27 protein-coding genes are annotated in these 24478 nt (G+C 66.2%); 15 read left to right on the forward strand and 12 right to left on the reverse strand.

Going from position 1 to position 24478, the window contains the following annotated elements:
• Positions 1-11: 11 nt before the first annotated feature.
• Positions 12-1439, reverse strand: a complete 1428-nt coding sequence (locus NSE01_RS13760; protein ID WP_147160215.1) for an efflux transporter outer membrane subunit — start codon at positions 1437-1439, stop codon at positions 12-14.
• A gap of 161 nt (positions 1440-1600) precedes the next feature.
• On the opposite strand from NSE01_RS13760, the gene NSE01_RS13765 reads away from it, so the two are divergent.
• The 3 genes from NSE01_RS13765 to fghA all read left to right on the forward strand — a co-directional run bounded on the left by NSE01_RS13765 (position 1601) and on the right by fghA (position 3538).
• The gene (locus tag NSE01_RS13765; RefSeq protein WP_246135210.1) at positions 1601-2176 is read left to right on the forward strand and encodes a TetR/AcrR family transcriptional regulator; all 576 of its coding nucleotides are present in this window, start codon (positions 1601-1603) and stop codon (positions 2174-2176) included.
• A 117-nt stretch (positions 2177-2293) separates the two neighbouring features.
• A complete protein-coding gene (locus NSE01_RS13770; protein WP_147160217.1) occupies positions 2294-2668 on the forward strand; it encodes a VOC family protein in 375 nt (124 codons plus the stop codon).
• A 12-nt stretch (positions 2669-2680) separates the two neighbouring features.
• Complete coding sequence (gene fghA, locus NSE01_RS13775; RefSeq protein WP_147160218.1) at positions 2681-3538, forward strand: S-formylglutathione hydrolase; 858 nt, start codon at positions 2681-2683, stop codon at positions 3536-3538.
• A 93-nt stretch (positions 3539-3631) separates the two neighbouring features.
• Here the strand turns inward: fghA and nusB are convergent, their stop codons facing one another.
• The 3 genes from nusB to hisG are packed head-to-tail and all read right to left on the reverse strand — an operon-like array spanning position 3632 to position 6038.
• A complete protein-coding gene (gene nusB / locus NSE01_RS13780) occupies positions 3632-4084 on the reverse strand; it encodes a transcription antitermination factor NusB (protein WP_147160219.1) in 453 nt (150 codons plus the stop codon).
• Complete coding sequence (hisD, locus tag NSE01_RS13785) at positions 4081-5367, reverse strand: histidinol dehydrogenase (RefSeq protein ID WP_147160220.1); 1287 nt, start codon at positions 5365-5367, stop codon at positions 4081-4083. The genes nusB and hisD overlap by 4 nt, the downstream gene beginning before the upstream one ends.
• Positions 5367-6038, reverse strand: coding sequence for an ATP phosphoribosyltransferase (gene hisG / locus NSE01_RS13790; protein WP_147160221.1), 672 nt, complete (start codon positions 6036-6038; stop codon positions 5367-5369). The genes hisD and hisG overlap by 1 nt, the downstream gene beginning before the upstream one ends.
• A 42-nt stretch (positions 6039-6080) precedes the next feature.
• On the opposite strand from hisG, the gene NSE01_RS13795 reads away from it, so the two are divergent.
• The 3 genes from NSE01_RS13795 (at position 6081) to NSE01_RS13805 (ending at position 8370) form a co-directional block, all read left to right on the forward strand.
• Entirely contained in the window at positions 6081-7133 is a 1053-nt protein-coding gene (locus NSE01_RS13795; protein ID WP_147160222.1) for a DUF2332 domain-containing protein, read from the forward strand.
• A 74-nt stretch (positions 7134-7207) separates the two neighbouring features.
• Positions 7208-7879: an HD domain-containing protein gene (locus NSE01_RS13800; RefSeq protein WP_246135211.1), complete on the forward strand. Its 672-nt coding sequence runs from the start codon at positions 7208-7210 to the stop codon at positions 7877-7879.
• Positions 7879-8370: a GNAT family N-acetyltransferase gene (locus tag NSE01_RS13805; RefSeq protein WP_147160224.1), complete on the forward strand. Its 492-nt coding sequence runs from the start codon at positions 7879-7881 to the stop codon at positions 8368-8370. Before NSE01_RS13800 ends, NSE01_RS13805 begins: the two co-directional genes overlap by 1 nt.
• Before the next feature lie 128 nt (positions 8371-8498).
• Here NSE01_RS13805 and NSE01_RS13810 read toward each other — a convergent pair whose 3' ends face one another.
• Genes NSE01_RS13810 through NSE01_RS13830 form a run of 5 tightly spaced genes read right to left on the reverse strand, consistent with a single transcriptional unit; the run spans position 8499 to position 11880 of the window.
• Positions 8499-9392: an alpha/beta fold hydrolase gene (locus NSE01_RS13810; protein WP_147160225.1), complete on the reverse strand. Its 894-nt coding sequence runs from the start codon at positions 9390-9392 to the stop codon at positions 8499-8501.
• Positions 9389-10240 (reverse strand): SDR family NAD(P)-dependent oxidoreductase, encoded by an 852-nt coding sequence (locus tag NSE01_RS13815; RefSeq protein WP_147160226.1) that lies wholly within the window; start codon positions 10238-10240, stop codon positions 9389-9391. Before NSE01_RS13815 ends, NSE01_RS13810 begins: the two co-directional genes overlap by 4 nt.
• A 23-nt stretch (positions 10241-10263) precedes the next feature.
• Entirely contained in the window at positions 10264-11166 is a 903-nt protein-coding gene (locus NSE01_RS13820) for a pirin family protein (protein WP_174812051.1), read from the reverse strand.
• Positions 11166-11615, reverse strand: coding sequence for an NUDIX hydrolase (locus tag NSE01_RS13825; protein WP_147160228.1), 450 nt, complete (start codon positions 11613-11615; stop codon positions 11166-11168). Before NSE01_RS13825 ends, NSE01_RS13820 begins: the two co-directional genes overlap by 1 nt.
• Positions 11608-11880: a BolA family protein gene (locus tag NSE01_RS13830; RefSeq protein WP_174812052.1), complete on the reverse strand. Its 273-nt coding sequence runs from the start codon at positions 11878-11880 to the stop codon at positions 11608-11610. Before NSE01_RS13830 ends, NSE01_RS13825 begins: the two co-directional genes overlap by 8 nt.
• A gap of 41 nt (positions 11881-11921) precedes the next feature.
• Here NSE01_RS13830 and NSE01_RS13835 point away from each other — a divergent pair, with 41 nt between their 5' ends.
• Positions 11922-12527, forward strand: a complete 606-nt coding sequence (locus NSE01_RS13835) for a J domain-containing protein (protein ID WP_147160230.1) — start codon at positions 11922-11924, stop codon at positions 12525-12527.
• A 63-nt stretch (positions 12528-12590) separates the two neighbouring features.
• Positions 12591-14585: an NAD(P)-binding protein gene (locus NSE01_RS13840; RefSeq protein ID WP_246135212.1), complete on the forward strand. Its 1995-nt coding sequence runs from the start codon at positions 12591-12593 to the stop codon at positions 14583-14585.
• A 122-nt stretch (positions 14586-14707) separates the two neighbouring features.
• Here the strand turns inward: NSE01_RS13840 and NSE01_RS13845 are convergent, their stop codons facing one another.
• Both NSE01_RS13845 and NSE01_RS13850 read right to left on the reverse strand, forming a co-directional pair.
• Positions 14708-15154, reverse strand: coding sequence for a hypothetical protein (locus NSE01_RS13845; protein ID WP_147160231.1), 447 nt, complete (start codon positions 15152-15154; stop codon positions 14708-14710).
• 133 nt (positions 15155-15287) lie between these two features.
• Positions 15288-16892: a phosphoenolpyruvate carboxykinase gene (locus NSE01_RS13850; protein WP_246135213.1), complete on the reverse strand. Its 1605-nt coding sequence runs from the start codon at positions 16890-16892 to the stop codon at positions 15288-15290.
• Between the two features lie 409 nt (positions 16893-17301).
• On the opposite strand from NSE01_RS13850, the gene NSE01_RS13855 reads away from it, so the two are divergent.
• From NSE01_RS13855 to NSE01_RS13885, 7 genes are all read left to right on the forward strand, one after another.
• The gene (locus NSE01_RS13855; RefSeq protein ID WP_218033278.1) at positions 17302-18042 is read left to right on the forward strand and encodes a response regulator transcription factor; all 741 of its coding nucleotides are present in this window, start codon (positions 17302-17304) and stop codon (positions 18040-18042) included.
• Positions 18011-19615 carry a sensor histidine kinase gene (locus NSE01_RS13860; RefSeq protein WP_147160233.1) on the forward strand — a complete coding sequence of 535 codons (1605 nt, stop codon included), beginning with the start codon at positions 18011-18013 and terminating at the stop codon, positions 19613-19615. The genes NSE01_RS13855 and NSE01_RS13860 overlap by 32 nt, the downstream gene beginning before the upstream one ends.
• A complete protein-coding gene (locus NSE01_RS13865; protein WP_147160234.1) occupies positions 19612-20028 on the forward strand; it encodes an HPr kinase/phosphorylase in 417 nt (138 codons plus the stop codon). The genes NSE01_RS13860 and NSE01_RS13865 overlap by 4 nt, the downstream gene beginning before the upstream one ends.
• A 99-nt stretch (positions 20029-20127) precedes the next feature.
• Positions 20128-21057, forward strand: coding sequence for an RNase adapter RapZ (gene rapZ, locus NSE01_RS13870; protein WP_147160235.1), 930 nt, complete (start codon positions 20128-20130; stop codon positions 21055-21057).
• A gap of 178 nt (positions 21058-21235) precedes the next feature.
• Positions 21236-21640, forward strand: coding sequence for a PTS sugar transporter subunit IIA (locus NSE01_RS13875; RefSeq protein WP_054120369.1), 405 nt, complete (start codon positions 21236-21238; stop codon positions 21638-21640).
• 38 nt (positions 21641-21678) lie between these two features.
• Entirely contained in the window at positions 21679-21957 is a 279-nt protein-coding gene (locus NSE01_RS13880; RefSeq protein ID WP_147160319.1) for an HPr family phosphocarrier protein, read from the forward strand.
• A gap of 12 nt (positions 21958-21969) precedes the next feature.
• Positions 21970-22773, forward strand: coding sequence for a TrmH family RNA methyltransferase (locus NSE01_RS13885; RefSeq protein WP_174812053.1), 804 nt, complete (start codon positions 21970-21972; stop codon positions 22771-22773).
• A 150-nt stretch (positions 22774-22923) separates the two neighbouring features.
• On the opposite strand, the gene NSE01_RS13890 is transcribed toward NSE01_RS13885, so the two are convergent.
• The gene (locus tag NSE01_RS13890; protein WP_147160237.1) at positions 22924-24438 is read right to left on the reverse strand and encodes a DNA recombination protein RmuC; all 1515 of its coding nucleotides are present in this window, start codon (positions 24436-24438) and stop codon (positions 22924-22926) included.
• Between the last annotated feature and the right edge of the window lie 40 nt (positions 24439-24478).

Consider the following 24478-nt stretch of genomic DNA (forward strand, 5'->3'; position numbering starts at 1 on the left):
GTGCTCTTTCGTCAAGCTTTGGGGCCGTATCCGCCGCCAAGGGCGCGGATCAGCTCGACATTGAGGGTAAGCGCGCGCGCATCGAGCGCGGCGACAAGCTGGCGGTTCCTGAGCAGCGCGTCCTGCGCCGTCAGCACCGAGAGATAGGGCGAAAGGCCGCCTTCGTAGCGGCGCCGCGCAATGGCGTAGGCCTCCTCCGACGCTGCCAGCGCAGCACGGGCCTCGGCCTGCCGCGCGGTGAGTGCGCGCTGCGACGCGGCGGCATCGGCCACTTCGTTGAGCGCGCGCACGAGGGTCTGGTCGTACTGCGCGACGGCCTCGTCATAGTCGGCCCGGGCGGCGCGGTAGTTGCCCTGGATCCGCCCGCCGGAGAAGATCGGCAGGCTGATCGCCCCGCCCACTTCGGCAATGTCCGAACCCTTGGCCGTGAGATTGCCGAGGCCGAGCGATTGCAGGCCGATGAAGCCCATCAGGTTGACGTTTGGATAGAAGCCAGCGCGCGCCACGGTAATGCGCGAGGCGGCAGCTTCCGCCCGCAGCCGGGCCGCGGCGATATCCGCCCGGCGGCCGACGAGATCGAGCGCGAGATTGGCGGGAAGGCCGGGTGCTGGCAGCACACGCTGCGAGGGGAGGGCAATCGCCGCTCCGCGCTCCGGCCCTGCGCCGAGCAGCGCTGCAAGCCGGTTGCGGGTTAGCGCGATTGCTTCATCGGTTGCGGCAAGATCCCCGCGTGCCAGCGGCACTCCGGCATCCGCCTGGCGTTGCTCGCCGCGCGTATCGAGCCCGCTTGCCACGCGGCGTGCAACCAGCGCTGCGATTTCCTCGCGCTGCTGGACGGCGGCCACTTCCACCTCGCGCTCGGCGGCAAGGCGGGCAAGATCGGCATAGGCGGCGGCAATGGATGTGGCGAGCGCGAGCCGCGCCGCACGCGCTTCGATCGACGCAGCCTCGCGTTCGGATGTGGCGGCGCGCAGCGCGGCGCGGTTCTTGCCGAAGAAATCGAGTTCGTAGTTGAGGTCGAGCGTGGCCCGGCCGCTATCATTCAGCCCCTTGGGCACGAACTGCGCCGGGAAGCCGTTGTTGTAGCTCTGCTTGACTTCAGTGGCCTGCGCATTGGCGTTGATCGCAGGGAGCAGTGCAGCCCTGGCACCTTGCGCATAGGCGGCTGCCTTGCGGGCGCGCGCATCTGCCACTGCGAGCGAGGGTGAACCCGCCAGCGCTTCCTCGATCAGCGATGAAAGCTGCGGGTCGCCAAAGTCCTTCCACCAGCCATCGCCGGGCCATTGAGGCATCGCACCGTCTGCAGGCAGAGCGCCAAGGGTGGCGGGATCGCGCAGGGCAGGGCGCGGACCGAGATCGGGCATGGCGGCGCATCCTGCCAGCAGCACACTGGTGCCCAGCAGGAATGCCGCCTGCTTGATCGGGAGAGAGAAGCGCATCAATGACACCATAATGACAGTACGGTTCGGTCACTAACGCGATAAAGCTTGCTTCTGCGAAGTCAAGCGAATAAGTGTACGGAATGGTCACTAACGAAACTCTGACCAGGGTGAGGCTCGGGCGACAAAGCCCTGACGAACGGCGAGAAAACATCCTCGCCGTGGCAGCGGAGGCGTTTGCCCTTGAGGGCTACGGGATCACGTCGATGTCCTCGATCGCCGCTCGGCTCGGCGGATCCAAGGCGACGCTCTACAAATACTTCGCCTCGAAGGATGAACTGTTCCACGAGGTGATGCGCCGCAAGTGCGAGGCGGTGATCGGGCCGCTGGAGGAACTGGCGGGCAGTTCGCCGGATCCCGCCACGCTGCTGAAGGCCTTTGGCAAGATCTTCCTTACCCGTCTCTGCCAGCCCGATGCCATCGTCATCCACCGCACTGTCCATGCCGAGGCGGAGCGCTTCCCAGAAGTGGCGCGCACCTTCTTCGCCTATGGGCCGGAGGCGGCCTATTCGGTGCTCACCCCGGCGCTGGCCCGGTTCCATGCCATGGGGCTGATCGATTGCCCCGATCCGCGCCTCGCCGCCGAACAATTCCTCGCCATGGTGCGCGGGGATATCCACTTGCGGGTCTCCAGCGGGCTGATCCCGCCGCCGGACGAGGCCGAGATCGAGCGGCAGGTGGCGCATGCCGTGGGCATTTTCGTGCGCGGGATTGCGCGCCGCGATACGGGCGGCTGAATTCTGGCGGGGCGGTTCGCTGGCCCCTTGACCGGACGCCCCCCGCGCGGGCACACCCCCGTTCGCACTGGTTCCTTCCGGAGCCGGTTGGCAGGCTGACTACAAAAAGGAGAGGCCATGTTCTCGCACGTGATGCTCGGCAGCAACGATATCGAGCGCTCAAAGAAGTTCTATGATGCTACGTTCGCAGCATTTGGCGGCCAGCCCGGGATGGTCGATCCCAAGGGCCGCCTGATCTATGCGCACAACGGCAGCATGTTTCTCCTCACCCCCCCGATCAACGGCGAACCGGCTACCTGCGCCAATGGCGGTACGGTCGGCTTCGCGATGACGCCCGAGCAGGCCGATGCCTGGCACGCGGCCGGCTGCGCCAATGGCGGCACCGCCTGCGAAGATCCGCCGGGGCCGCGCGAAGGTTCGCCGTTCTACCTCGCCTATCTGCGCGATCCTGATGGCAACAAGCTGTGCGCGCTGCACGTCATCGGCAGCTGAGGCAGGATACCAATGGCGCCTGATTCCACGTTCGAGACCGTTTCGACCAGCAAGGCCCATGGCGGTACGCTCGGAGTCTATCGGCACCAATCCACCGCGACGGGGACAGGGATGACCTTTTCGGTCTTCCTGCCCCCGCAGGCGGAGGCGGGAGCCAAGCTCCCGGTTCTGTTCTACCTCTCGGGGCTCACCTGCACCCACGCCAACGTCACGGACAAGGGCGAATACCGCCGCGCCTGCGCGGAGCATGGCATCGTGTTCGTCGCTCCGGATACCAGCCCGCGCGGTGAAGGCGTGGCTGACGATGCGGAGGGCGCTTACGATTTCGGCCTTGGGGCGGGCTTCTATGTCAACGCCACCGAGGAACCCTTCGCCGCCCACTACCGCATGTGGGACTATGTGACGCAGGAGCTGCCCGCGCTGATCGAGGAGCACTTCCCGATCGATCCGGCGCGCATGGGCATCACCGGCCATTCGATGGGCGGCCACGGCGCGCTGACTATCGGGCTGACTTTCCCGGACAAGTTCAAGTCGCTCTCCGCCTTCGCGCCTATCGTCGCGCCCGGCCAGGTGCCGTGGGGCCACAAGGCGCTCGGCGGCTATCTCGGGCAGGACCGCGCGGCATGGCGCGCGCATGATGCCGTGGCGCTGATCGAGGACGGCAAGCGTCCGGCGGGCGATATCCTTGTCGATCAGGGTGCGGCGGACGGCTTCCTTGCCGAACAGCTGCGTCCCGACTTGCTCGAAGCGGCCTGCAAGTCAGCGGGCGTGGACCTCACCCTGCGGCTGCAGGACGGTTACGACCACAGCTACAACTTCATCTCGAGCTTTATGGCCGATCACATCCGCTGGCACGCCGAGCGGCTGTGAAGTCCTGACGCCAACACCAAAACCCGCTCACCCTTCGACAGGCTCAGGGTGAGTGGGTCTTGTTTTGTGTCGCGTTGAAGGTGCGGATGCAGCCTACTTCCGCACGTCCTTCGCCACGGCATCGAGCAGCCCGTTGACGAACTTCGTCTCGCGCGCGTCGAAGAAGGCATGGGCGACATCGAGGTATTCCCCGATCACCGTGCCGACGCTGATATCGGGCCGCGCCATCAGTTCGTAGGCGCCCGCGCGCAGGATCTGGAGCATCGTGCGGTCGAGCCGGGTGATCGACCAACCGTCCACCAGCCGCGCGGTCAGCGCGCCGTCGATCTCGTCCTGTCGGGCAGCGACTCCGCGGACCACGTCGTCGAAGAAGGCGACGTCGGCAGCGTGGTACTGGTCGTCCTCGATCTCGGCGCCGAGGCGGTGCATGTGGAATTCATCGAGCAGCAGGTGCAGCTGCGGCTTTTCCATCTCGAGCTGGTAAAGCGCCTGCACGGCGGCAAGCCGCGCGGCGGAGCGGGCGGTCAGACGAGCAGGACGGTTCATATTCCAAGCCTCAGTTCGATGGAGCGGGCGTGGGCGGCAAGGCCCTCCGCTTCGGCGAGCGCAACGGCAGCCGGACCCACTGCGCCGAGCGAGGCTTCGCTGACGCCGAGGAAGCTGGTGCGCTTCATGAAATCCAGCACCGACAGGCCCGATGCGAAACGTGCCCTGCGCCCGGTGGGGAGCACGTGGTTCGGTCCCGCGACATAATCGCCGATGGCTTCGGGCGTATGGCGACCAAGGAAGACGGAGCCCGCGTGGCGGATGCCTGCAAACACTGACTCAGGATCATCCGTCGCAATCTCGACGTGCTCCGCCGCCAGCGCATTGGCGAGGGCAGGGGCTTCGTCCAGCGAATCGACCACGATGATGACGCCGTGGGCATCCCAGCTGGCGCGGGCGACCGCGGCGGTGGGGAGCAGGGCGATTTCCGCCTCTACCGCCGCAGCTACGGCATCGGCAAAGGCCGCGTCGTCCGTAATCAGGATCGATTGGGCGGCAGGGTCGTGCTCGGCCTGGCTGAGGAGGTCAGCGGCAATCCACTGCGGGTTGTTCTGGCCATCGGCGATGACGAGGATCTCGGAGGGGCCCGCCACCATGTCGATGCCGACCACGCCGTAGAGCTGGCGCTTGGCTTCGGCGACCCAGGCATTGCCCGGCCCGGTAATCACGTCGACCGGCGCGATCCGATCGGTGCCATAGGCCAGCGCGGCAATCGCCTGCGCGCCGCCGATGCGCCATATCTCATCGACGCCGGCGAGATGCGCGGCAGCCAGCACCAGCGGATTGATCACGCCCTTCGGCGTCGGCGTCGTCACCACGAGGCGGCCCACCCCCGCGACCTTGGCGGGAATGGCGTTCATCAGCAGCGAGGAGGGATAGGCTGCGCGGCCACCGGGCACATAGAGCCCCGCGCCATCGACCGCGTGCCACTTCGCACCAAGCCGGACGCCGGACGCATCGGTGTAGTCGCGGTCTTCCGGCAGCTGCGCCGCGTGGTATGCACGGATGCGTGTCGCGGCGAGTTCGAGCGCGGCGCGCAAGGCGGGATCGAGCGCGTCGAAGGCCTCGCGGCAGGTTTCGGCCGGAATGCGCCAGTCATCGCCCAGATCATGGCCGTCGAACTTCGCGGTATAGTCTGCCAGCGCCGCGTCACCGCGCGCGCGGACGTCGGCGAGAATCGCGGTAACGCCGTGCGCCACATCGGCATCGCTTTCGCGCCGGTCGCTGACGACGGCGGCAAATGCTGCGGCAAAGCCGGCGTCACGGGCGTGCAGGCGCTGCATCAGGCGGCTTTCCCGCGCGCGGCGAGTTCGCGGAAGGTGTCGATCAGTGCACCCATGCGCGCGCTGTCCGTCTTGAGCGCGGCGCGGTTGACGATGAGACGCGCAGAGACCGGCATGATCCGGCTCGTCTCGACCAACCCGTTGTCCTTGAGCGTGCGGCCCGAGGAAACGAGATCGACGATCCGGCTGGCAAGGCCGAGCGAAGGCGCGAGTTCCATCGCCCCGTTCAATTTCACGACCTCCGCTGCGACTCCCAGCTTTTCGAAGTGGCGGCGGGTCAAGCTGGGATATTTGGTGGCGACGCGGGCATGGCTTTCACGCGCGGTGGCACCGCTGGCGACGGCTTCTGCCGGCTCGGCCACCGACAGGCGGCAGTGCCCGATATCGAGATCGACCGGGGCGTAGAGGTCCGCGTAGTCGAATTCGTCGATCACGTCGGAGCCGACGATTCCGGCCTGCGCCGCGCCGTGCGCCACGAAAGTGGCGACATCGAACGCGCGGACGCGGATGATGGTCATGTCTGCGCGGCTCGTGGCAAAGCTCAGCTTGCGCGAGGCCTTGTCGAAGAAGTCGGCTTCAGGCACGACCCCCGCCTTGTCGAGCAGCGGCAGCGCTTCGTCGAGGATGCGGCCCTTCGGAAGGGCGAAAACAATAGAGGCTGGCGCGGTCATGGCCGCTCGCCCCTATGGCAAAGGGCCGGAAAGGGCAACCGTATGGAACGGGTGATGGATTGGCAGGATGTCGCCGAAGCGATCCGCTGGCAGGCGGATCATGCCGCGAAGAACGGCGCGCCCTGCACCGCACGGGTCGTTCGCGCGCAGCTGGCCCTGCTGGAGAGCGACACCGAGACGGGCCGCCGCCTCGCCCATTGGCCCGGGAAACCGCTGGAAGATGCGCTGCCGCTGCGGCTCGCGGGCGGGTTCCATCACCTTGTCCTTTCGGGCGCGGATGCGCGGCTGGCGGCGGTCTATCTCGGCGAACTGGCCGATCAGGCTGCGGTGGACGCGCTGATCCTCGATCTCACCCGGCAATACGACGCCGCTCTGCTGCCGTGGCTCGATGGCCCGCCCCAGACCAACGAGGCCGGCCGCTCGGCCTCGATCATGGCGGCGCTGCTGTGGCTTTCCCCCCGCGTGGGACCCCGGTTCGAGATGAATGAGCTGGGCGCGAGCGCCGGCGTCAACACGATGATGGAGCGCTATCACTACGATCTCGGCGGAACTGAAGTCGGCCCGGTGGATTCGCCGATGCAGATCAAGCCGGAATGGCGCGGGCCCGCGCCGAAGATCGCGCCGGTGGAGATCGGCGCGATCCAGGGCTGCGACCGCGCGCCGGTCAACCTTGCCGATCCAGCGCAGGCGCTGCGGCTGAAAAGCTACGTCTGGGCCGAAGTGACCGAGCGGCTGGCGCGCATCGACGCCGCGATTGCGCTTGCCGGGGAGCGCGCGCCCGATCTCGTCCGGATGGACGCGGGCGATTGGGTCGACCAGCGGCTTGCCGCACCGCTGGAAGCAGGCACCACCCGCGTGTTCTATCACTCGATCGTGTGGCAATATCTGCCGCCCGAAACCCGCGCGCGGATCACCGCCGCGATCACCCGTGCGGGCGAGGCCGGCCAGCGCCTCGCGTGGATCATGCTGGAAACCAACCGCGAAACCTTCCGCCACGAACTGACCGTCCGCCACTGGCCCGGCGGCGGGGAGCCCGTACTGCTCGGCGAGGCGCATGCCCACGGCGCATGGGTCGCGTGGCACGGCAAGGCGTGAATGGCCGCAAGGACCAATTGCGACTGCGTCAGTCCGTGCTAGCCTCCCGCCAACCTCGCTTGGAAAGTTCACTCATGCGCCCGATGAAACTGCTCCTTGCTGCCCTCGCGGTCGCTGCCGTTCCGGGCAGTGCGCTTGCCGATTCGCCGCCGATCGATTGGCGCGAGAAGGTCCGCGCGTTCAATATCGAGCACTGCAAGCACCCTGCATGGGGCACCTCGCATTCGGACCGCGACTACGCGCTGGCGAAGGCGATGGCGGCGACGGACAAGGTCACGCTCGACGACGATGTACTGTTCGCCGCCGCGTACCTGCACGATATCGCGGCCTTCAAGCCCTACGAAAAGCCCGACCTCGATCACTCCGATGTCGCTGCGGATCTCGTCGGCCAGATCCTCGCGCCGATGGGTTTTCCGATGGCCAAGCTGCCGAAGGTGCAGGCCGCGATCCGCGAGCACATGTACTACCGCACGCCGACGGTGCCTGAATCGCTCTACCTCCACGATGCCGACGCGCTCGATTGGCTCGGCGCGATCGGCGCGGCGCGGATCATGGCGCTGGCAGACCCCAATGGCGGCCAACCCGATGCGCCCGCCGTGCTGCCGATGCTCAAAGAAAACCTGCGCGACGTGCCGGCCCGTGTGCTCTCGCCCGCAGGCAAGGCGCTGATGCCAGCGAAGCGCGATCTCCTCGCCAAGTGGATGGAAACGCTCTCGGCGGAGACGGACGGATACAAGACGCTCTGATGCCTGAAATCACCTACCGGCCTTATGCCAAGTCCGATGAGGACGCGGTCATTGCGCATATCCTTGCCATCCAGCAGGGCGAGTTTGCCGTACCCGTAACCGCGGAGGACCAGCCGGATTTGCGCGCGGTGGCAGAGGTTTACCAGTCCGGCACCGGCGGGTTCTGGGTGGCGGAGATGGGCGGCCGCATTGTCGGCACCATCGGACTGATTGGCTACGGCGCGAACGAGGGCGCGCTGCGCAAGATGTTCGTGGCCGCCGAAGCGCGGGGGCGCGATCTGGGAGTGGCGGGACGACTGCTCGACATTCTGGTGGACCATGCGCGGGCCAGCGGGATCGTCGGCATCACGCTCGGTACGATCGAACGCCTCCATGCGGCGCGGCGGTTCTATGAGAAGAATGGCTTTGTCTTGATCGCGCCCGACAACTTGCCGGAAGGCTTCCCGCGCATGGCGGTGGACACGCATTTCTATCGGCTGGCGCTCGGTTAGTCCCCAACACCCACCTTCGTCATTGCGAGGAGAGTAGCGACGAAGCAATCCAGAGCGGCCCGCATCGACGCTCTGGATTGCTTCGCTACGCTCGCAATGACGAAGGGTTTTGGAGCAAAAGGTAGTGGCTACCCCAGAAACGCATCCAGCGCGGCGTTGACCTTGTCCGGCGCTTCCCACGGTACGAAGTGGCCGCAATCGTGAACCTGCACTAAGGTCATGTTCGGGATCATTGCGTCCAGCCCGTCGAGGTTCGAGGGCGGGAGGGCCATATCGTCCATCGCCCAGATCACCAGCGTCGGGATGGCGAGCGGGGGCAACGGCGTTGGTGTGTAGCCTTCGGGGATCGCGAAGGGCGCATCCATCGTCGGCACGTCGATCGGGCTGCCGCGATACCAGTTGAGCATGGCAATCGCGCTGTCCCCGTTCGACCAGTCCTTGAGCAGGGCCTCGCGCTCTGCCTCTTCCATCACCGGCGCCTTGTCGCCCCAGTTCAGCACTTGCAGCAGCAGCGCGCCGAGGCCGTGCTCGCGCACGAGTGGGTCGTTGGCGGGATCGCGGAAGGCCCGCATGTACTGGCTCGCCCCACGCTGGACGGGATCGAGGTAGAGCAGCTTCTGGAAATTGCCCGGATGCGGTGCATTAGCGACGACCGCGCGCGTCACCCGCGTGCCTTGCCCCAGCAGCGCCACGCCCCAGGCAATCGCGCCGCCCCAGTCGTGGCCGAGCACAGTGAACTGCCCCACTCCCAGCGCATCGGCGAGGAGGAAGATGTCGCCGATCAGCTTGTCGGGCGTGTAGTTCTCGACGCCCTCGGGCTTGGACGAACCGCGATAGCCGCGCTGGTCAGGCGCGATGCAGCGGAAGCGGCCGGAAAGATGCGCGATCTGGTGCCGCCACGTGCGGTGCGATTCGGGAAAACCATGGAGGAACATCAGCACCGGCGCATCGCGCGGGCCGACATCCACGACATCGAGTTCGATGCCGTTCGCGAGCGTGACGCGCGTCTGGTCAGCGCTCATGGCGCGCTCTCCACCGCGGGCACTTCCAGCTTGTTGGCATAGCCGTTCGCGACCAGCGCGGCCATGCGGTCGAAGATCTCCTCGGGCGTCCGGCAGGCTTCGCCGATCATCTGCTCGAAGCCGGTCGCCACGATGATCTCGCGTTTGCCTGCGGCCATTTCCGCCAGCATCTGCGCCACGGCCAGCTCGGGATCCATGCCCCCGTCGATGGCCTTGTCGCTGACCCCACGGCGGCTGCCATCGGCATTGAGCGCATTGCGCGAGACATTGGTGCGGACGGAGCCCGGCGCGATGACATGGACCTGCAGCCCCTCGCCGGACACTTCCGTGCGCAGCGCGTTGGCATAGCCGATCAGCCCGAACTTGGCCGCGCTGTAGGCGGTGCGCATCGGCACACCGACCTTGCCCGCCACGCTGGAGACCATCGCGATGCGGCCCTTCTGGCGCGCGACCATGCGCCCGATCAGCGCCTGTGTCAGTGCGATGGGGGCAAGCAGATCGACCGCGATGATCTTTTCATAGACCGCGTAATCAGTGTTCACGGCAAGGCTGCGCTGCGAGATGCCCGCATTGTTGAACAGGATATCGATCCCGCCGCTGCGCTCCTCGGCCCATGCCCAGGCTTGCTCCGCTGCGGCAAGTCCCGCCGGATGATCCGTCGCCTCGAATGGCAGCACAAGCGCCGTTGCGTTGCCCTTCGCGCAGTCTGCCGCCACTTCCGCCAGTGCCTCGGCGTTGCGGCCTGAAAGGATCACATGCGCGCCCTCTGCCGCCAGACCCCGCGCCATCGCCGCGCCGATTCCCGATGATGCCCCGGTGACCCACGCCACCTCTCCGGCGAATGTCATGTCTGTCCTCTCCCGTTGTGCTTTTAAAGATTTGCGCGGGTGTTCGGCACCTTTGGCAGGGGGATGAATTCGTCCTCGTCCCCCGGCACCTTGGGAAAGCGCCCTTCGTCCCAATCATGCTTTGCCTGCGTGATCCGCTCCCGGCTGGAACTCACGAAGTTCCACCATACGTGGCGCTGGCTGGTAAAGGCCTCACCGCCGAGCAGCATGACCCGTCCGCCGCCTTCGGAGGCCAGCTTGAGCGTGGCACCTGGTGCGAGCACGGCGAGCGTATAGAGTTCTAGCGGCACGCCATCGATGGTCGCCTCGCCGCCCACCAGCATCACCGCGCGCTCGTCGGCGCTGGGATCGATGGGGATTGCGCCGCCGGGGGCAAACAGGATCTCGGCATAGATCGTCTGGCTGTGCTGCGTTGTGGCGGCACTCCTGCCCCACAGCGTGCCCATGATGAGGCGGGCGGTGGTGCAGCCGTCCTCGATCAGCGGCAGGTTCGCCTGCTGCTCGAAGGCCGGATCGATGTCCTCGCGTCCGTCGGGCAGGGCAAGCCAGGTCTGCATGCCATAGAGCCGCGGTCCGGCTGCGCGTTCGGCTTCGGGGCCGCGCTCGGAATGGACGATGCCGCGTCCGGCGGTCATCAGGTTGACCTGCCCGGGGCGGATGGTTGCGAAGGTGCCAAGGCTGTCGCGGTGATCGATCGCGCCCGCGTACTTGCCGCCGAACAGCCAAGTCACGGTGGCGAGGTTGATGTGTGGATGGGGCCGCACGTCCATCGCGGTGCCGACCGGTAGCACTGCCGGGCCGAACTGGTCGACGAAGATGAACGGGCCGACCATCGTCCGCTCCCGCGATGGCAGCACGCGCCGCACCTGAAACGCGCCGAGATCGTGGGTTACGGGCGTCAGCGTCTGGGTCACGGGTTCGGACATCACGATACCTCCGCTTGCAGCAGATCGAGGATGTTCACCGGGAAAACCGGCTCATGCCACTCTGCCAGTTCGGCGGCGGTAAACCAGCGGAATTCCTTGATAAGCGCACGTTCGAGCTCGGTGTGCCCGGCATGATCCGGCGTGAAGCTGGCGGTGCGCAGGCGGAAGAAGCGTTCGTCAGACGTGACGGGTTCGCCCTCCAGCGTGATGAAATCGTCCATCCGCTGCGCGATCTCCGGGCCGCAGCTTTCGACTTGCAGGCCTGTTTCCTCGAACAGTTCGCGCAAGGCGGCGGCGTGAAAATCCTCGCCCGGATCGCATTCACCGCCAACGCCGCACCAGAACGCACGGCGTTGCGGCGGGGCGAAGCGAATCAGCAGCAGGCGTTCGTGTTCGTCGATCAGGAGGATGCGCGCGGCGCGCCTGATCCGGCGCGCGCCATTACTCACCGGGAGCACGAGCCTTGATCGCGAGCGCGTGGACGCGCTGGCCGGGAATATCCCCCAGCGCCTGGTTGACCATGCGCTGGCGCATCACGCGCGTGACGCCAGCAAACGCCGCGCTCGTGATTTCCACCGTGAAGTGCGATTCGCCGGTGCCATCATCGCCCATGTGGCCGCTGTGGTGGGCGCTGTCGTTGATCACGGCGAGGTGTTCGGGGGCGAACGCCTCGGTCAGGAGCGAGGTGATTTCTTGGGCAAGGGGTCCGGTCATGGCTTCCATCTTGGCCGATCCATCGCCATGTGAAAAGCCGAATGAGACAGGCCAATAACCATAGCCGCTTTCATGGCCGCGTGCAGGGCACCGGCCAGCTTTGCGCCGTTCCGGGTTGCAACGAACCGGGTGAGTTCCGCGCGCCGGGCGTTCGCGCGCCCGGTTTCGATGGACCCGGGGACTACCGCTGGATGTGCCTCGAACACGTGCGCGCGTTCAATGCGGGCTACGATTTCTTTGCCGGGATGACGCCCGAGGAAATCATGGCCGCGCAATCCCCGATTGCTGGCTGGGCGCGGGAGACGCGGGTTTTCCGTCCCGATGCCGGCATCGATCAGGCCCCACGCTGGAACGACTTTGCTGATCCGCTTGATGCCATTGCCCAGCGCGCCCGCGCGCGGCGCGAGGATGCGCTGCGCCGGCAGGAAGCAGCCCGGCGCGGCATCGGGCCCGAGGAGCGCAAGGCGTATGAGACGATGGGCCTCGGCTTCGATGCAGATCGCAAGGCGCTGCGCACTCGCTATTCCGAACTCGTCCGCCGCTTCCACCCGGATCGCAACGGCGGCGACCGCGCCTATGAGGGCCGCCTGCAAGCCGTGATCGACGCCTACAACCTGCTGCGCGCGACGCCTGCCTTCGGCGGCTGAGGGCTGGACAAGCCCTCCGCGCAGCGCAAAGCTGCGGCGCATTGCCAGCGAGGGGACAGGCGGATGACGAGCGAAGACCGGCAACTGGGGATGGACCGCGCGATCTCCCGGCGCGATTTCGTCAATGGCGTCGCGGCGGCGGCGCTGGCCGCAGGTGTTCCTGCCGAGGCGCTGGCGGCTGGTGGGCGTCCCAAGGCCGTCATCACGCCGGAAATCGATCCCAATCCCTATCCCCCGGCGCGTCAGGGCATGCGCGGCTCGCACGCCGGCACGTTTGAGGCAGCCCACATGCTGCGCGACGGAACGCTCAAGCTTGCGGACGCTGAGGATAGCGGGGAGACCTATGATCTGATCGTGGTCGGCGGTGGGCTTTCCGGCCTTTCCGCCGCGCACTTCTTCCAGAAGCGCGTTGGCCCCGGCGCCAAGGTGCTGGTGCTCGACAATCACGATGATTTCGGCGGCCATGCCAAACGCAACGAGTTCCGCGTGAACGGCAAGCTGCTGCTGTGCAACGGCGGCACGCTCAACATCGAAAGCCCTTCACGCTACGACAAGTGGTCGCGCGTGCTGCTCGATGACATCGGCGTCGATATCGCACGCTACGAGCGTGACAACACCGCAAACGCCGGGCTCTACAAGTCGCTGGGCATGGGCCACGGCATGGTCTTCGATGCCGAGACATTTGGCGGAAAGGACGTGGTCCTCGCGATGGGCGGCGGCTGGCGTGGCGGCGCCATCGAGCCCGACAAGCTGGAGAAAGCACCGCTCACCCCCAAGGCACGGGCCGATCTCGCCCGGCTCTTTGCGAAGGACCAGCCGGACTATCTCCCCGGTCTCGATCAGGCCGCCAAGAAGGACTGGCTGGCGCGCCACTCCTACAAGGAGTTCCTGACCGACAAGGTCGGCGTCGATCCGCAGGTCTATTGGCTGTTTCAGGATATCGGCAAGGCAAGCTTCTGCGTCGGCGGCGATGCCGTGCCCGCGCTGTTCGGCTGGGTGCAGGGCTATCCCGGCTTTTCCGGCATGGCGCTGGGCGAAGTGCCTGCCGACCTTTTTGCCGATCTCCCCGGCGGGCAGCACGGCCGCCAGCGTGAGGGCGACAAGTCGATCCACTTCCCCGATGGCAACGCCACGCTCGCGCGGCTGCTCGTCTCGAAGCTGGTGCCCGAGGCGACCTCAGGCCGCACGCAGGAGGATATGGGGACGGCGGTGATCGACTACGCCGCGCTCGACCGCCCCGGCGCGCCCACCCGCATCCGGCTTTCGAGCGTCGTCCTCAACGTGGCGCACAAGGGTGATCCTGCCAGCGCGAGTGAAGTTGCCGTCCACTATTCCAAGCAGGGCAAGCTCGTCGAAGTGCGGGGCAAGGCCGTCATCATGGCCAACTGGAACATGGCGATCCCCTACATGATGCCTGAACTGCCTGCGCCGCAGAAGGAAGCGCTGGCTTACGGCGTGAAGGGACCGATGGTCTACACCAGCGTCGCCGTCACCAACTGGCGGCCCTTCGTGAAGCTTGGCGCAGCCAATTTCCATTGCCCGACGATGTTCCATCAGGAAGTCGGCCTCACCGAAGCAGTCAGCCTCGGCGATCTCAAGCACCCGCAATCGCCCGATGAGCCGATCGTGCTCCACCTCGTCAAATACATGAACAAGCCCGGCCTGCCGCGCCGCGATCAGCACCGCATTGGCCGCGCCGAACTGCTCGCGATGAGCTTCGAAACCTTCGAGCGCGAGACGCGGCGGCAATTGCAGCGGATGCTGGGGGCGGCGGGCTTCGATGCCGCGCGCGATATTGCGGGGATCACCGTCAACCGCTGGGGCCACGGCTATGCCTATACCTACAACTCGATCTACGATCCGGTGGAGTGGGTCTACAGCGAGAGCCCCAACCGCCCCTGCGTGATCGGCCGCCAACCCTTCGGCCTCGTCAGCATCGCCAACAGCGATGCCGCCGCCAGCCCGCACACCGATGCCGCCATCCAGGAAGCCCACCGCGCGGTGCAGGAAGTGATCGAACGGCGGACTTATCCCTTCGTGCCGCGGCGGACGGGATAGGGACAAGCCCGCCTAGACCACCACCAACCCCGCTCAAGCTGAGCTTGCCGAAGCATCATGCGCGGCGCCAGCACCCTTGGACAAGCTCAGGGTCAGCGGGTTGGGTGCTGATTCTAGTACCTTCAGCTGGCGGGTTCGAGATCAGGTTCCACCCAACCCCGCCGCGCGTCCACGCTGAACAGGCGATCCTTCGAATAGAAGCATAGCGGCCAGCTGCGATCCCCGATCTCGCTTCCCAGCAGCGCGTTCACCGCATCCACCAGCGCGGTGCCCTCCGGCAAAGTCTCGGCGAAAGCCCGCACGCCTCTGATGTAGAGCTGCGTCAGCGTCTCGTGATAGCCCGCGCTGTCGGTGTTCTCGCCGCCCACCGCCACGTTGTAGCTGCGGATCGTCTCGGGCATGTCGCGCTCGGGCAGAAAGTCGAGCTTCTCGCGGAGCAGCCACAAGCAGGCGGCGAGGTGCGCCTCGTGGGTCCACTCCGCTTTGGGCAGCGTGCGGGCCAGCAGCCCCTCGCCGATGTGGCGCACCGCCGCATCATCGGCAAACAGGCGGATCGGATGGGCGGCCATTGGGAAAACCTTTCAGAACGGGACTATGTGCCGCCCCAAAAGCCTCATGGCGAGCGTCGCGAAGCGGAAGCACAAAAAAAGAGGCCTCGCACAGGGCGAGGCCTCACGCCAGATAGGATTGTCGTCTTCTTGCTTATGCTGCGATGGGGGCCGCGTTGAGCACGCTTTCGTCCACGTGGTCAGCGAACTGCGCGAAGTTGTCGATGAACTTGCGCACCAGTTCCCCGGCCGTGCGGTCATAGGCTTCGCCGTCAGCCCATGCGCCGCGCGGATCGAGCAGCGCGGTATCCACGCCCGGCACCGAAACCGGCACTTCGAAACCGAAGTTGGGATCAATGCGGAATTCGGCGGAGTTCAGGCTGCCGTCGAGCGCAGCATTGAGCAGCGCGCGGGTTGCCTTGATCGGCATGCGCTTGATCCCCGGCATCGTGGCGAGGCCGCCCGACCAACCGGTGTTGACCAGCCAGCACTTCACGCCGCCCTTGGCGATGCGCTCCTTGAGGAGGTTGCCGTAGATCGACGGGTGGCGCGGCATGAACGGTGCGCCGAAGCAGGTGCTGAAGGTCGCTTCCGGCTCCGTCACGCCGATTTCGGTGCCGGCAACGCGCGCGGTGTAGCCCGAGAGGAAGTGATACATCGCCTGATCGGGCGTCAGCCGCGCGATCGGAGGCAGCACGCCATAGGCGTCCGCCGTCAGGAAGATGATGTTCGCGGGCACCGGCCCGAGGTTCTTCTCGCTCGTGTTCGGGATGAAATCGATCGGGTAGGAACCGCGGCTGTTTTCGGCGAGCGAGGCATCGTCGAGGTCGATCTTGCGGGTTTCCGGATCGATCACGACGTTCTCGAGGATCGTGCCGAAGCGCTTGGTGGTCGCGAAGATTTCGGGCTCCGCTTCGGCCGAAAGGCGGATCATCTTGGCGTAGCAACCGCCTTCGAAGTTGAACACCGCCGTGTCCGACCAGCCATGCTCGTCATCGCCGATCAGCGTGCGGCTGGCGTCGGCGGAAAGCGTCGTCTTGCCGGTGCCCGAAAGCCCGAAGAACACCGCCGTGGTGCCATCCGCGCCGATGTTGGCCGAGCAGTGCATCGGCATCACGCCCTGCACCGGGAGCAGGTAGTTGAGGATGCCGAACACCGACTTCTTCATCTCGCCCGCATAGGCCGTGCCGCCGATCAGGATCAGCTTCTCGGTGAAGTTCACGGCAACGACAGTTTCGGTACGGCAGCCATGGCGCGCGGGATCAGCGCGGAAGCTGGGCAGATCGATGATCGTGTATTCCGGCGCGAAGCTGGCGAGTTCCTCTGCCGAGGGGCGCACCAGCAGCGTGCGCACGAACAGCGAGTGCCAGGCGAATTCGGTAATGACGCGGACGTTGACGCGGTAATCGGCCTGCGAACCGCCGAACAGATCGGCGACATAAGCCTTGTCCTTGGCGCCGAGCGCGGCAAGGAAATCGGCCTTCAGCGCGGCGAACTGGTCCGGCGTCATGGCGACGTTGGTCTTGCCCCACCACACGGTGTTCTCGGTCTCGGCGTCGCGAACGAAGAACTTGTCCTTGGCGCTGCGGCCGGTGTGCTTGCCGGTTTCGACAACCAGCGGGCCGTCTGCCGAAAGCACGCCCTCGCCGTTGCGGATCGCATGCTCCACCAGCGGCGCGGTGCCGAGGTTGGCAAAGATCTGTGCGGGCTCGGGAAGGCCCTGCTGAGCGAGGGTAACGTTCAATGCGGTATCAGACACAATCGGTCTCCCATGGCAGGTCTGCCAGTTGCCCGGGCCGATTTGAGCTCCGGGCGAGGCATGGCCCCGCGTTGCAATCACACCCAGAATGCTTTCGTCCGCCGGCGAATCCGTCGCATTACTGCATACGAATGCGCTGAGTCCGGATTGGCGCATAGCCACCCCGCCATGCTGCGTCAAATGCCCTCGCGGCAACCAAGTTTTTTGCGCAGCAAGTTGCACCGCGCACAACTGCACTGGATAATCGCTCGTGTCGTCGGCGCCGGTTGCCAGCCCCGGTTGCCAGCCCCGGTTGCCAGCAGGGGGGCGAACCGGTAATCGACAAGGCCCTGCCAAGCCGCCAGCCAGACCGGAAGCCGCCCTGTCCGACGCCCTGCAACCTCCGGCTCCGTCCGCTCCCCGCGCGCCGCTGCGCTCCGGCGATGATCCGCGGGTAATCGCGCTGGTGGATGACGACCGGAATATTCTCACCACGGTTTCGATCGCGCTTCAGGCCGAAGGCTTCGCCACGCGCCTCTATTACGATGGCGCCGCAGCCTTGAAGGCGCTGCTCGAAAACCCGCCTGACCTTGCCGTCTGCGATATCAAGATGCCGCGCATGGACGGGCTCCAACTGCTCCAGCGCCTGCGCGAGAAAAGCCAGCTTCCGGTCATCTTCCTCACCAGCAAGGATGCCGAGGCCGACGAGGCGCTCGGCCTTTCGCTGGGCGCCGACGATTACATCGCCAAGCCCTTCAGCCAGCGCCTGCTGATCGCCCGCATCCGCGCGATCCTGCGCCGCTCCGAACTCGCGCGCAGCGATGCAGCAGGGCCCGCCGATGCCGACGAAGAGACGCAGCCGCTGCCCGAACCGATCCGCCGCGGCCGCCTCGTGATGGATCCGGCGCGCCACACGGTCACGTGGGATGGGGCAGCGGTTTCGCTCACCGTCACCGAATTCCTCATCCTCGAAGCGCTCGCGCTGCGCCCCGGCGTGGTAAAAACGCGCAACCAGTTGATGGACGCTGCCTACCACGACGATGTCTTCGTCGACGACCGCACGATCGACAGCCACATCAAGCGGCTGCGGCGCAAGTTCCGCGCGGCGGATGCCGAATTCGCCGCCATCGAGACGCTCTATGGCGCCGGATACAGTTTCACCGATTCCTGAACCGGCTCCGGTCGCGACCCACGCCGGACAGCGCCGCCGTTCATGGCGGGTGCGCGGCGTGTCGCTCACGGTGCGCATTCTCGCGGTCAACGTCATCGCGCTGGCGCTGCTCGCCGGCTCGTTCTTCTACCTCGACAGCTACCGCAAGCAGCTCCTTGACGAACGCTTCAAGCTGGCCCGGGCCGAAGCTGAAATCGCGGCCATTGCACTCACCGAAGCACGCCCGACCAAAGCACAGCAGGTGCTTGCGGAAATCGGCACCGCACAGAAACTACGTCTTACGCTCTACGATGCGAAGGGCGGCCTGATCGCCGACAGTTTCCGCCTTGCCCCGCCGCCGTTCGCGTTCGCCGATCCCGATCAGGAGGCGTGGTACACCACTGCCGCACGGCTGCTCGATCGCGGCGTCGATTTCATCGTCGGCGCGCCAGCCATCGAGCGTTACCGCGAGCCGCCCGAAACCGGCGCGGCCAACTGGCCCGAAATCGCCCGTGCCCGTGATGCGCAGGCGACCGAGGTCTATCTGCGCTATGCGCCTGATCGCACGCCGGTGATTACCGCAGCCACGCCCGTCGGCACCAAAGGCGAGATGTTGCTGGCGCTTCGCAATGCGACCGATGTCACCCAGTCTGTCCGCGATGCGCGCCAGTCGCTGGGCATCATCATCGGCGTTGCCTTCATGCTGTCGATCCAGCTCTCGCTGTTCCTCGCGCGCACCATCGTCCAGCCCTTGCGCGCGCTGGTGCGTGCTGCGGTGCGCGTCCGGCTTGGGCGCGACCGCGCGGTCGTCGTGCCGCGCCTTCCGGAACGCGGCGATGAGATCGGCCTGCTTGCCCGCGCCTTTTCCGACATGACCACCGCGCTGCGCCAGCGCATCGACGCGGTGGAGAGCTTCGCGGCGGACGTGGCGCACGAGCTCAAGAACCCGCTCGCCTCGCTTTCCAGCGCGCTGGAGACGATGGAGAAAATCGACGATCCTGCGCTGCGCCAGCAGCTCGCCGCCATTGCCGCGCACGATGTCCAGCGCATCGACCGGCTCATCACCGAAATCGCCGACGCCAGCCGAATCGATGCGCAATTGAGCCGCGCCACCTTTGCCCCGCTCGATCTTGCGGGCCTTGCCGGGGATGTGGTCGGTGCCCGCGGCACCCGGCCCGACCGCGAGGCATGCCCGATCCGCATGGTGCGCGGTGGCGGCACGGCGCTGGTGCGCGGCGATGCCCTTCAGCTCGAACGCGTGCTCGAAAACCTGCTCGACAACGCCGTCTCGTTCTCGCCGCCCGGCGGCACGGTCGAAGTGGTCGTGTGGGGCAGTGAAGGCCGCGTCTTCCTTGCCGTGTGCGACGATGGTCCCGGCATCCCGCCTGCCGAGCGCGAGAAGGTGTTCGAACGCTTCCACTCGGTGCGCCCCGATGCCGAAGCCTTCGGTGCGCACAGCGGCCTTGGTCTTGCCATCGCGCGCACGATTGCCGAAGCGCATGAAGGCAGCCTCACCATCACCGATCGCCCCGGCGGCGAACCCGGCGCGCAGCTCGTTCTCGAACTCCCGATGGCAGGGGAGGACGAGGAATGAACCATCAGGCGACCTGCGTGGCCATCGCTGGCCGGGCGGTCCTGATCGAAGGCGCGCCCGGTGCCGGCAAATCGAGCCTGGCATTGGCCCTCATTGATCGCGGCGCGATGCTGGTGGGCGATGACGGCGTTGCGCTGGAACGGCGCGGCGCGCATCTTCTGGCAAGCCCTGTTCCAGCCACAGCTGGCCTTCTCGAAGTGCGCGGTCTCGGGTTTGTTACCATGCCGGTCCTTGCCGGCGTGCCCGTCGCGCTCGTCATCGTGCTTACGCCTGATGCGCCGCGTTTCATCGAGGAACCTGAGCAAGTCACCCGCCACGGCGCGGTGCTACCCCTCATCCGGATCTGGCCGGAGAGCCCCGTCATCCACCTGCGCGCCGAACTCGCGCTGCGCCAATATGGCCTCGCGGTTTGAGCCGGATGTCGCAAAGCGAAACAGTGCGGCAGGCTTTCCCACGCCCGTTGCACCCTTGCGGTCTTTCCTTCGCGCGGTGTTGGGCGCAAACCACGCGGCATGTCGGCTGAGTCGGAACAGCAAGTGAAACCGCAGCGCATCCTGCTTGTCACCGGTGTGCTTGGCGCCGGCAAGACGACCGCGCTGCGCACTCTGGAAGACATGGGCTGGGAGGCGATCGACAATTTCCCGATCCGCCTGCTCGACCGCCTGCTCGAGACCGAGCCCGGCTCGGCGCAGCTTGATGCAGGCTCCCCGCTCGCGATCGGCTTCGATACCCGCACGCGCGGTTTCGATCCGGCGAGGACGATCGAGCGCGTGAAGCGCCTCACCGCGCGGCCTGATCTCACCGTCACCACGCTGTTTCTCGATTGCGGCGGGTCCGAACTCGAACGCCGCTACAACGAAACCCGCCGCCGCCACCCGATGAGCGAGGACAAGCCCGCCGCTACTGGCATCGCGGCCGAGCGCGAGCTGCTGGAGCCGCTGCGCCGCTGGGCGGATGTCGTCGTCTCCACCACCGATTTCTCGACCAACGATCTTCAGCAGGCGATTCGCGAACAGTTCGGCGATCATACGCCGCAGCGCACCACGCTCACGATCAGCAGCTTCGGCTTTTCGCGCGGTACTCCGCCGCTGGCGGATCTCGTGTTCGACATGCGCTTTCTCGATAATCCGCACTGGGACGATACCTTGCGCCCGATGTCCGGCAAGGACGCGCCGGTGGGCGAATATATCCGCCGCGATCCGGCATTTAGCGAGGCTTTCGCGCGGATCCGCGATCTCCTCCTGCTGCTGCTCCCGCGCTTCCAGGCGCAAGGGAAAGCGTATGTGAACATCGCTTTCGGCTGCACTGGCGGGCGCCACCGCTCGGTGTTCATGGCCGAACAAATCGCTTCTGCCTTGCGCGATGCGGGATTTTCTCCCACATTGCTGCATCGCAACCTAGGGTCGCGCGCTGCCGACATGGTCGAAGGCGCGCAGACATGAAAAAGACAAGACACTGCCGTCCTTCCGGGGAGACAGGCAGGAATCGGGGGAATGGGCATGCACTGGAAGTTGGCGGGACCGATCGGGCATTCAGCCGGATGCGGCACCAGCCTCAACCGAAACTGCCCATGCTGAACGCGGCGCCTTGCCGCATCGCCCTTCGGAGCCACCCCAACTGATGATCGGTCTCATCCTCGTCACCCACGGCGCCCTTGCCGACGAATTCATCCATGCGATGGAGCATGTCGTTGGCCGGCAGCCCGATATCGTCGCGGTCTGCATCGGACCCAATGACGACATGGAGCGCCGCCGCAAGGAAATCGCGGACGCCATCAAGCGGGTCGATTCCGGCTCCGGCGTCATCATCCTGACCGACCTGTTCGGCGGCACCCCGTCCAACCTTGCGATTTCGCTGATGGAAGCGGGCAAGGTCGAAGTGATCGCGGGCATCAACCTGCCCATGCTGATCCGCCTCGCCAAGGCACGCAGTGCGATGGGTGTGCGTGAAGCCACCGCCGCCGCGCGCGATGCGGGGCGCAACTACATCACCATCGCTTCCGAATTTCTGGGGCAGGACGCCTGACTATGACCGAAAACGCCGCCGATCCCACATCCAGTGACGTGACCACGGCGCGCGAGACGGTACTCATCATCAACCAGCGCGGCCTGCACGCGCGGGCAAGCGCGAAGTTCGTCAACGCCGTGGCGCGTCTGCCCGAAGGCGTCGACGTAAAGGTCATCAAGGACGGGACCGAGGCGCAGGGCGGCTCGATCCTCGGCCTGATGATGCTTGGCGCGGCCAAGGGCGACCATGTCGAGATCGTCGTAACCGGGCTGGATGCGGAAGCCGTGCTCATGAAAGTTGCCGGGCTCGTCAAGGACGGCTTCGGCGAAGACTGAGGCGAACGCCTGATGACCCGCCGACAGATCACCGGGTTTTCCAACCCGACCATCAAGGCCGTCCGCGCACTCCGCGAGAAGAAGCATCGCAAGCGCGAGGGCCGTTTCCTGGCCGAGGGCCTGCGCCTGCTCACCGATGCGCGCGAATGCGGCCGCCTGCCCGAACTGCTCCTGATGGCCGAGGCGCGCGAGGCGCATCCGCTGCTGGATGCGCTGGAAGTGGCCGTAGCGGCGGCCGGCGGCGACGTGATCGAAATGCCCGAGGAACTGCTCGCCAAGGTGACGGGCAAGGATAATCCGCAGGCCGTCGCGGGCGTCTTCGCCGAATGGGATACACGGCTTGAAGCGCTTGACCGCAACCGCGCGCCGCTGTGGCTGGTGGCGCAGGCGATGCGCGATCCGGGCAATCTCGGCACGATGCTGCGCACCGCCGATGCGGTGGGCGCTGGCGGGGTGATCCTGCTCGATGATTGCGCCGATCCGTTCTCGGTCGAAGCCGTGCGCGCGAGCATGGGCGCGGTGTTCACCGTGCCGCTTGCGCAGGCGCGATGGGATGATTTCCTCGGCTGGCTGCGCGCGGGTGAGGGGCAACTGGTCGCCGCCAGCTTGCGCGAGGCGGTCCCCTATCGCGGCGCGCCCTATGCCGCGCCGTGCTTCGTGATGGTCGGCAACGAATCGCGCGGCCTTCCGGAAGAATACGAAATGGCCTGCGACTTGCGCGTGACGATGCCTATGAAGGGCCGCGCCGACAGCCTCAATGCAGCGGTTGCGGCGGCGGTGCTCGCCTACGAAGTGCTGGCCGCGCTGGGCGATTAGGCGCACTGCTCCATTCCACTTTCATTCGTCATCCCAATGAAGGTGGGGGGGACAGCGCGATCGTGGCGCCCATGGTCTCTGATTCCCGCTTTCGCGGGAATGACCAGAAAAGGGCGCTAGATGACGTTGGCGGCTACCGCCGACATTCTGTCACTCCGCGGCCGGTTCGCCTTCTGATTCAACCAAAGCAAGGAGTGGGCTCTGCTCGGCGTGGCGCGGGACCACATCGACCAGAGCTACCTCATCAATTTCGCTGCTGATCTCTACACCTTTGTCCCGAAGGCGCTTTGCTGCTGACTGGACATTGCGTTCGAAGCTACCAACGAACTTATTATAGTTGCTGACCGCGGATTGAAGGCCGCCACCAACACGCTTCAGATGCTCGGCGGCGACCCTGATACGCTCATAGATTTCCGTACCCATCTTGCCGATCTCGCGCGCCTCGCGCGCCAGGCCGTCCTGCCGCCAGACTTGCGCTACGGTGCGCGCAATGGCGACAAGGTTGGTGGGGGAAGCGAGCAGCACGCGGCGTTCGAAGGCGAAGTCCCACAGCGCGGGATCGCGTTCGAGCGCGGCGGCGATGAAATGTTCGCCCGGCACGAACATCAGCACATAGTCCGGCGCTTCGTCGAACTGGCTCTGGTAGCTCTTGGCGCCGAGCGTCTGGATGTGATTGCGCATGGATTGCACGTGCGCCGCAAGTGCCACCGCGCGGGCATCGTCGTCCGCCGCCTCGAACGCATCCTGATAGGCGTTGAGCGAGACCTTGGCGTCGATCACGAGGATCTTGTTGCCCGGCACCTTGACGATGGCATCAGGACGCAGCCGCCCGTCCTCGGTATCGACTGAATGCTCGGTGACGAAGTCGGTGTGTTCGGCGAGGCCGCACTGTTCGAGCACGTTGCGCAGTTGCAGTTCACCCCAGCGTCCGCGCGTCTTGGGGCCATTGCGCAGCGAATTGCCCAGTTGCAGCGCAGCGGTGCGCACCGCTTCCTGTCCCTGGCGCATGCCCTCGATCAGGCCGCTGAGCTGCCCGAACGCATCGACGCGCTTGGCTTCCAGTTCCTGCACCTGCTGCTCGTATTTCTCGAGCCGCGCGCCGACCGGCTCCAGCACTGCCTTCAGCCGCGCCTCGCTGGTCTTCTCGCTTTCGGCGAAGCGCGCGTTGGCGCGGGCGAGGAAGGCTTCCTGCGCGCGTTCTAGCACCTTGTGACCGGCGTTTTCGAATTCCTTGCGCAAGCTCTCCTGCGCCTCGATCAGCAGGCGCTTCTGCTCGGCAAAGTTCTCGGCATCGGCCTTCATCCGCTCCAGCTCTGCGCGCAGGGCTTCGCGGTCCGCACGGAGCGTGGCCAGTTCTGCGCGCATCCGGTCTGCATCGGCGGCGCGTTCCTGCGCGGCAGCGAACTGCGCCGCAAGCGAATCGCGCTCCTCACGCAACAGGACCATGTTTGCCGCCAGCGCATCGTGCGCCTGCGCCTTCACGCTGGCTGCGGCGAGTTCGGTGATCGCGCGGCGAAACTTCTCGTCCAGTTCGCGCGCCTCGCCATCACGCGCGGTGAGGCGCGCCTGCCATTCGGCAATTGGTCGCGCACCCAGAAACCAGCCGACAGCAAGCCCCGCCAGCAGCGCGACGATCACGAAAACGAAAGCAAAGGTGCTGTCCACGCCGACTCCGAAACTGGAACGAAGCGTGAACCTATCCTGC

Origin of the sequence: Novosphingobium sediminis (assembly GCF_007991615.1) — a bacterium.
In the GTDB taxonomy this organism is placed as follows: domain Bacteria; phylum Pseudomonadota; class Alphaproteobacteria; order Sphingomonadales; family Sphingomonadaceae; genus Novosphingobium; species Novosphingobium sediminis.

Coding starts and splice junctions, on each gene's coding strand:
- NSE01_RS13770 (WP_147160217.1), top strand. CDS start 2,294: ATGTTCTCGCACGTGATGCTCGGCAGCAACGATATCGAGCGCTCAAAG.
- NSE01_RS13875 (WP_054120369.1), top strand. CDS start 21,236: ATGATCGGTCTCATCCTCGTCACCCACGGCGCCCTTGCCGACGAATTC.
- NSE01_RS13810 (WP_147160225.1), bottom strand. CDS start 9,392: ATGAGCGCTGACCAGACGCGCGTCACGCTCGCGAACGGCATCGAACTC.
- NSE01_RS13795 (WP_147160222.1), top strand. CDS start 6,081: ATGGAACGGGTGATGGATTGGCAGGATGTCGCCGAAGCGATCCGCTGG.
- nusB (WP_147160219.1), bottom strand. CDS start 4,084: ATGAACCGTCCTGCTCGTCTGACCGCCCGCTCCGCCGCGCGGCTTGCC.
- NSE01_RS13835 (WP_147160230.1), top strand. CDS start 11,922: ATGAGACAGGCCAATAACCATAGCCGCTTTCATGGCCGCGTGCAGGGC.
- hisD (WP_147160220.1), bottom strand. CDS start 5,367: ATGCAGCGCCTGCACGCCCGTGACGCCGGCTTTGCCGCAGCATTTGCC.
- NSE01_RS13815 (WP_147160226.1), bottom strand. CDS start 10,240: ATGACATTCGCCGGAGAGGTGGCGTGGGTCACCGGGGCATCATCGGGA.
- NSE01_RS13805 (WP_147160224.1), top strand. CDS start 7,879: ATGCCTGAAATCACCTACCGGCCTTATGCCAAGTCCGATGAGGACGCG.
- NSE01_RS13845 (WP_147160231.1), bottom strand. CDS start 15,154: ATGGCCGCCCATCCGATCCGCCTGTTTGCCGATGATGCGGCGGTGCGC.
- NSE01_RS13885 (WP_174812053.1), top strand. CDS start 21,970: ATGACCCGCCGACAGATCACCGGGTTTTCCAACCCGACCATCAAGGCC.
- hisG (WP_147160221.1), bottom strand. CDS start 6,038: ATGACCGCGCCAGCCTCTATTGTTTTCGCCCTTCCGAAGGGCCGCATC.
- NSE01_RS13800 (WP_246135211.1), top strand. CDS start 7,208: ATGCGCCCGATGAAACTGCTCCTTGCTGCCCTCGCGGTCGCTGCCGTT.
- NSE01_RS13860 (WP_147160233.1), top strand. CDS start 18,011: ATGGCGCCGGATACAGTTTCACCGATTCCTGAACCGGCTCCGGTCGCG.
- NSE01_RS13830 (WP_174812052.1), bottom strand. CDS start 11,880: ATGACCGGACCCCTTGCCCAAGAAATCACCTCGCTCCTGACCGAGGCG.
- NSE01_RS13865 (WP_147160234.1), top strand. CDS start 19,612: ATGAACCATCAGGCGACCTGCGTGGCCATCGCTGGCCGGGCGGTCCTG.
- NSE01_RS13760 (WP_147160215.1), bottom strand. CDS start 1,439: ATGCGCTTCTCTCTCCCGATCAAGCAGGCGGCATTCCTGCTGGGCACC.
- rapZ (WP_147160235.1), top strand. CDS start 20,128: ATGTCGGCTGAGTCGGAACAGCAAGTGAAACCGCAGCGCATCCTGCTT.
- NSE01_RS13840 (WP_246135212.1), top strand. CDS start 12,591: ATGACGAGCGAAGACCGGCAACTGGGGATGGACCGCGCGATCTCCCGG.
- NSE01_RS13820 (WP_174812051.1), bottom strand. CDS start 11,166: ATGTCCGAACCCGTGACCCAGACGCTGACGCCCGTAACCCACGATCTC.
- fghA (WP_147160218.1), top strand. CDS start 2,681: ATGGCGCCTGATTCCACGTTCGAGACCGTTTCGACCAGCAAGGCCCAT.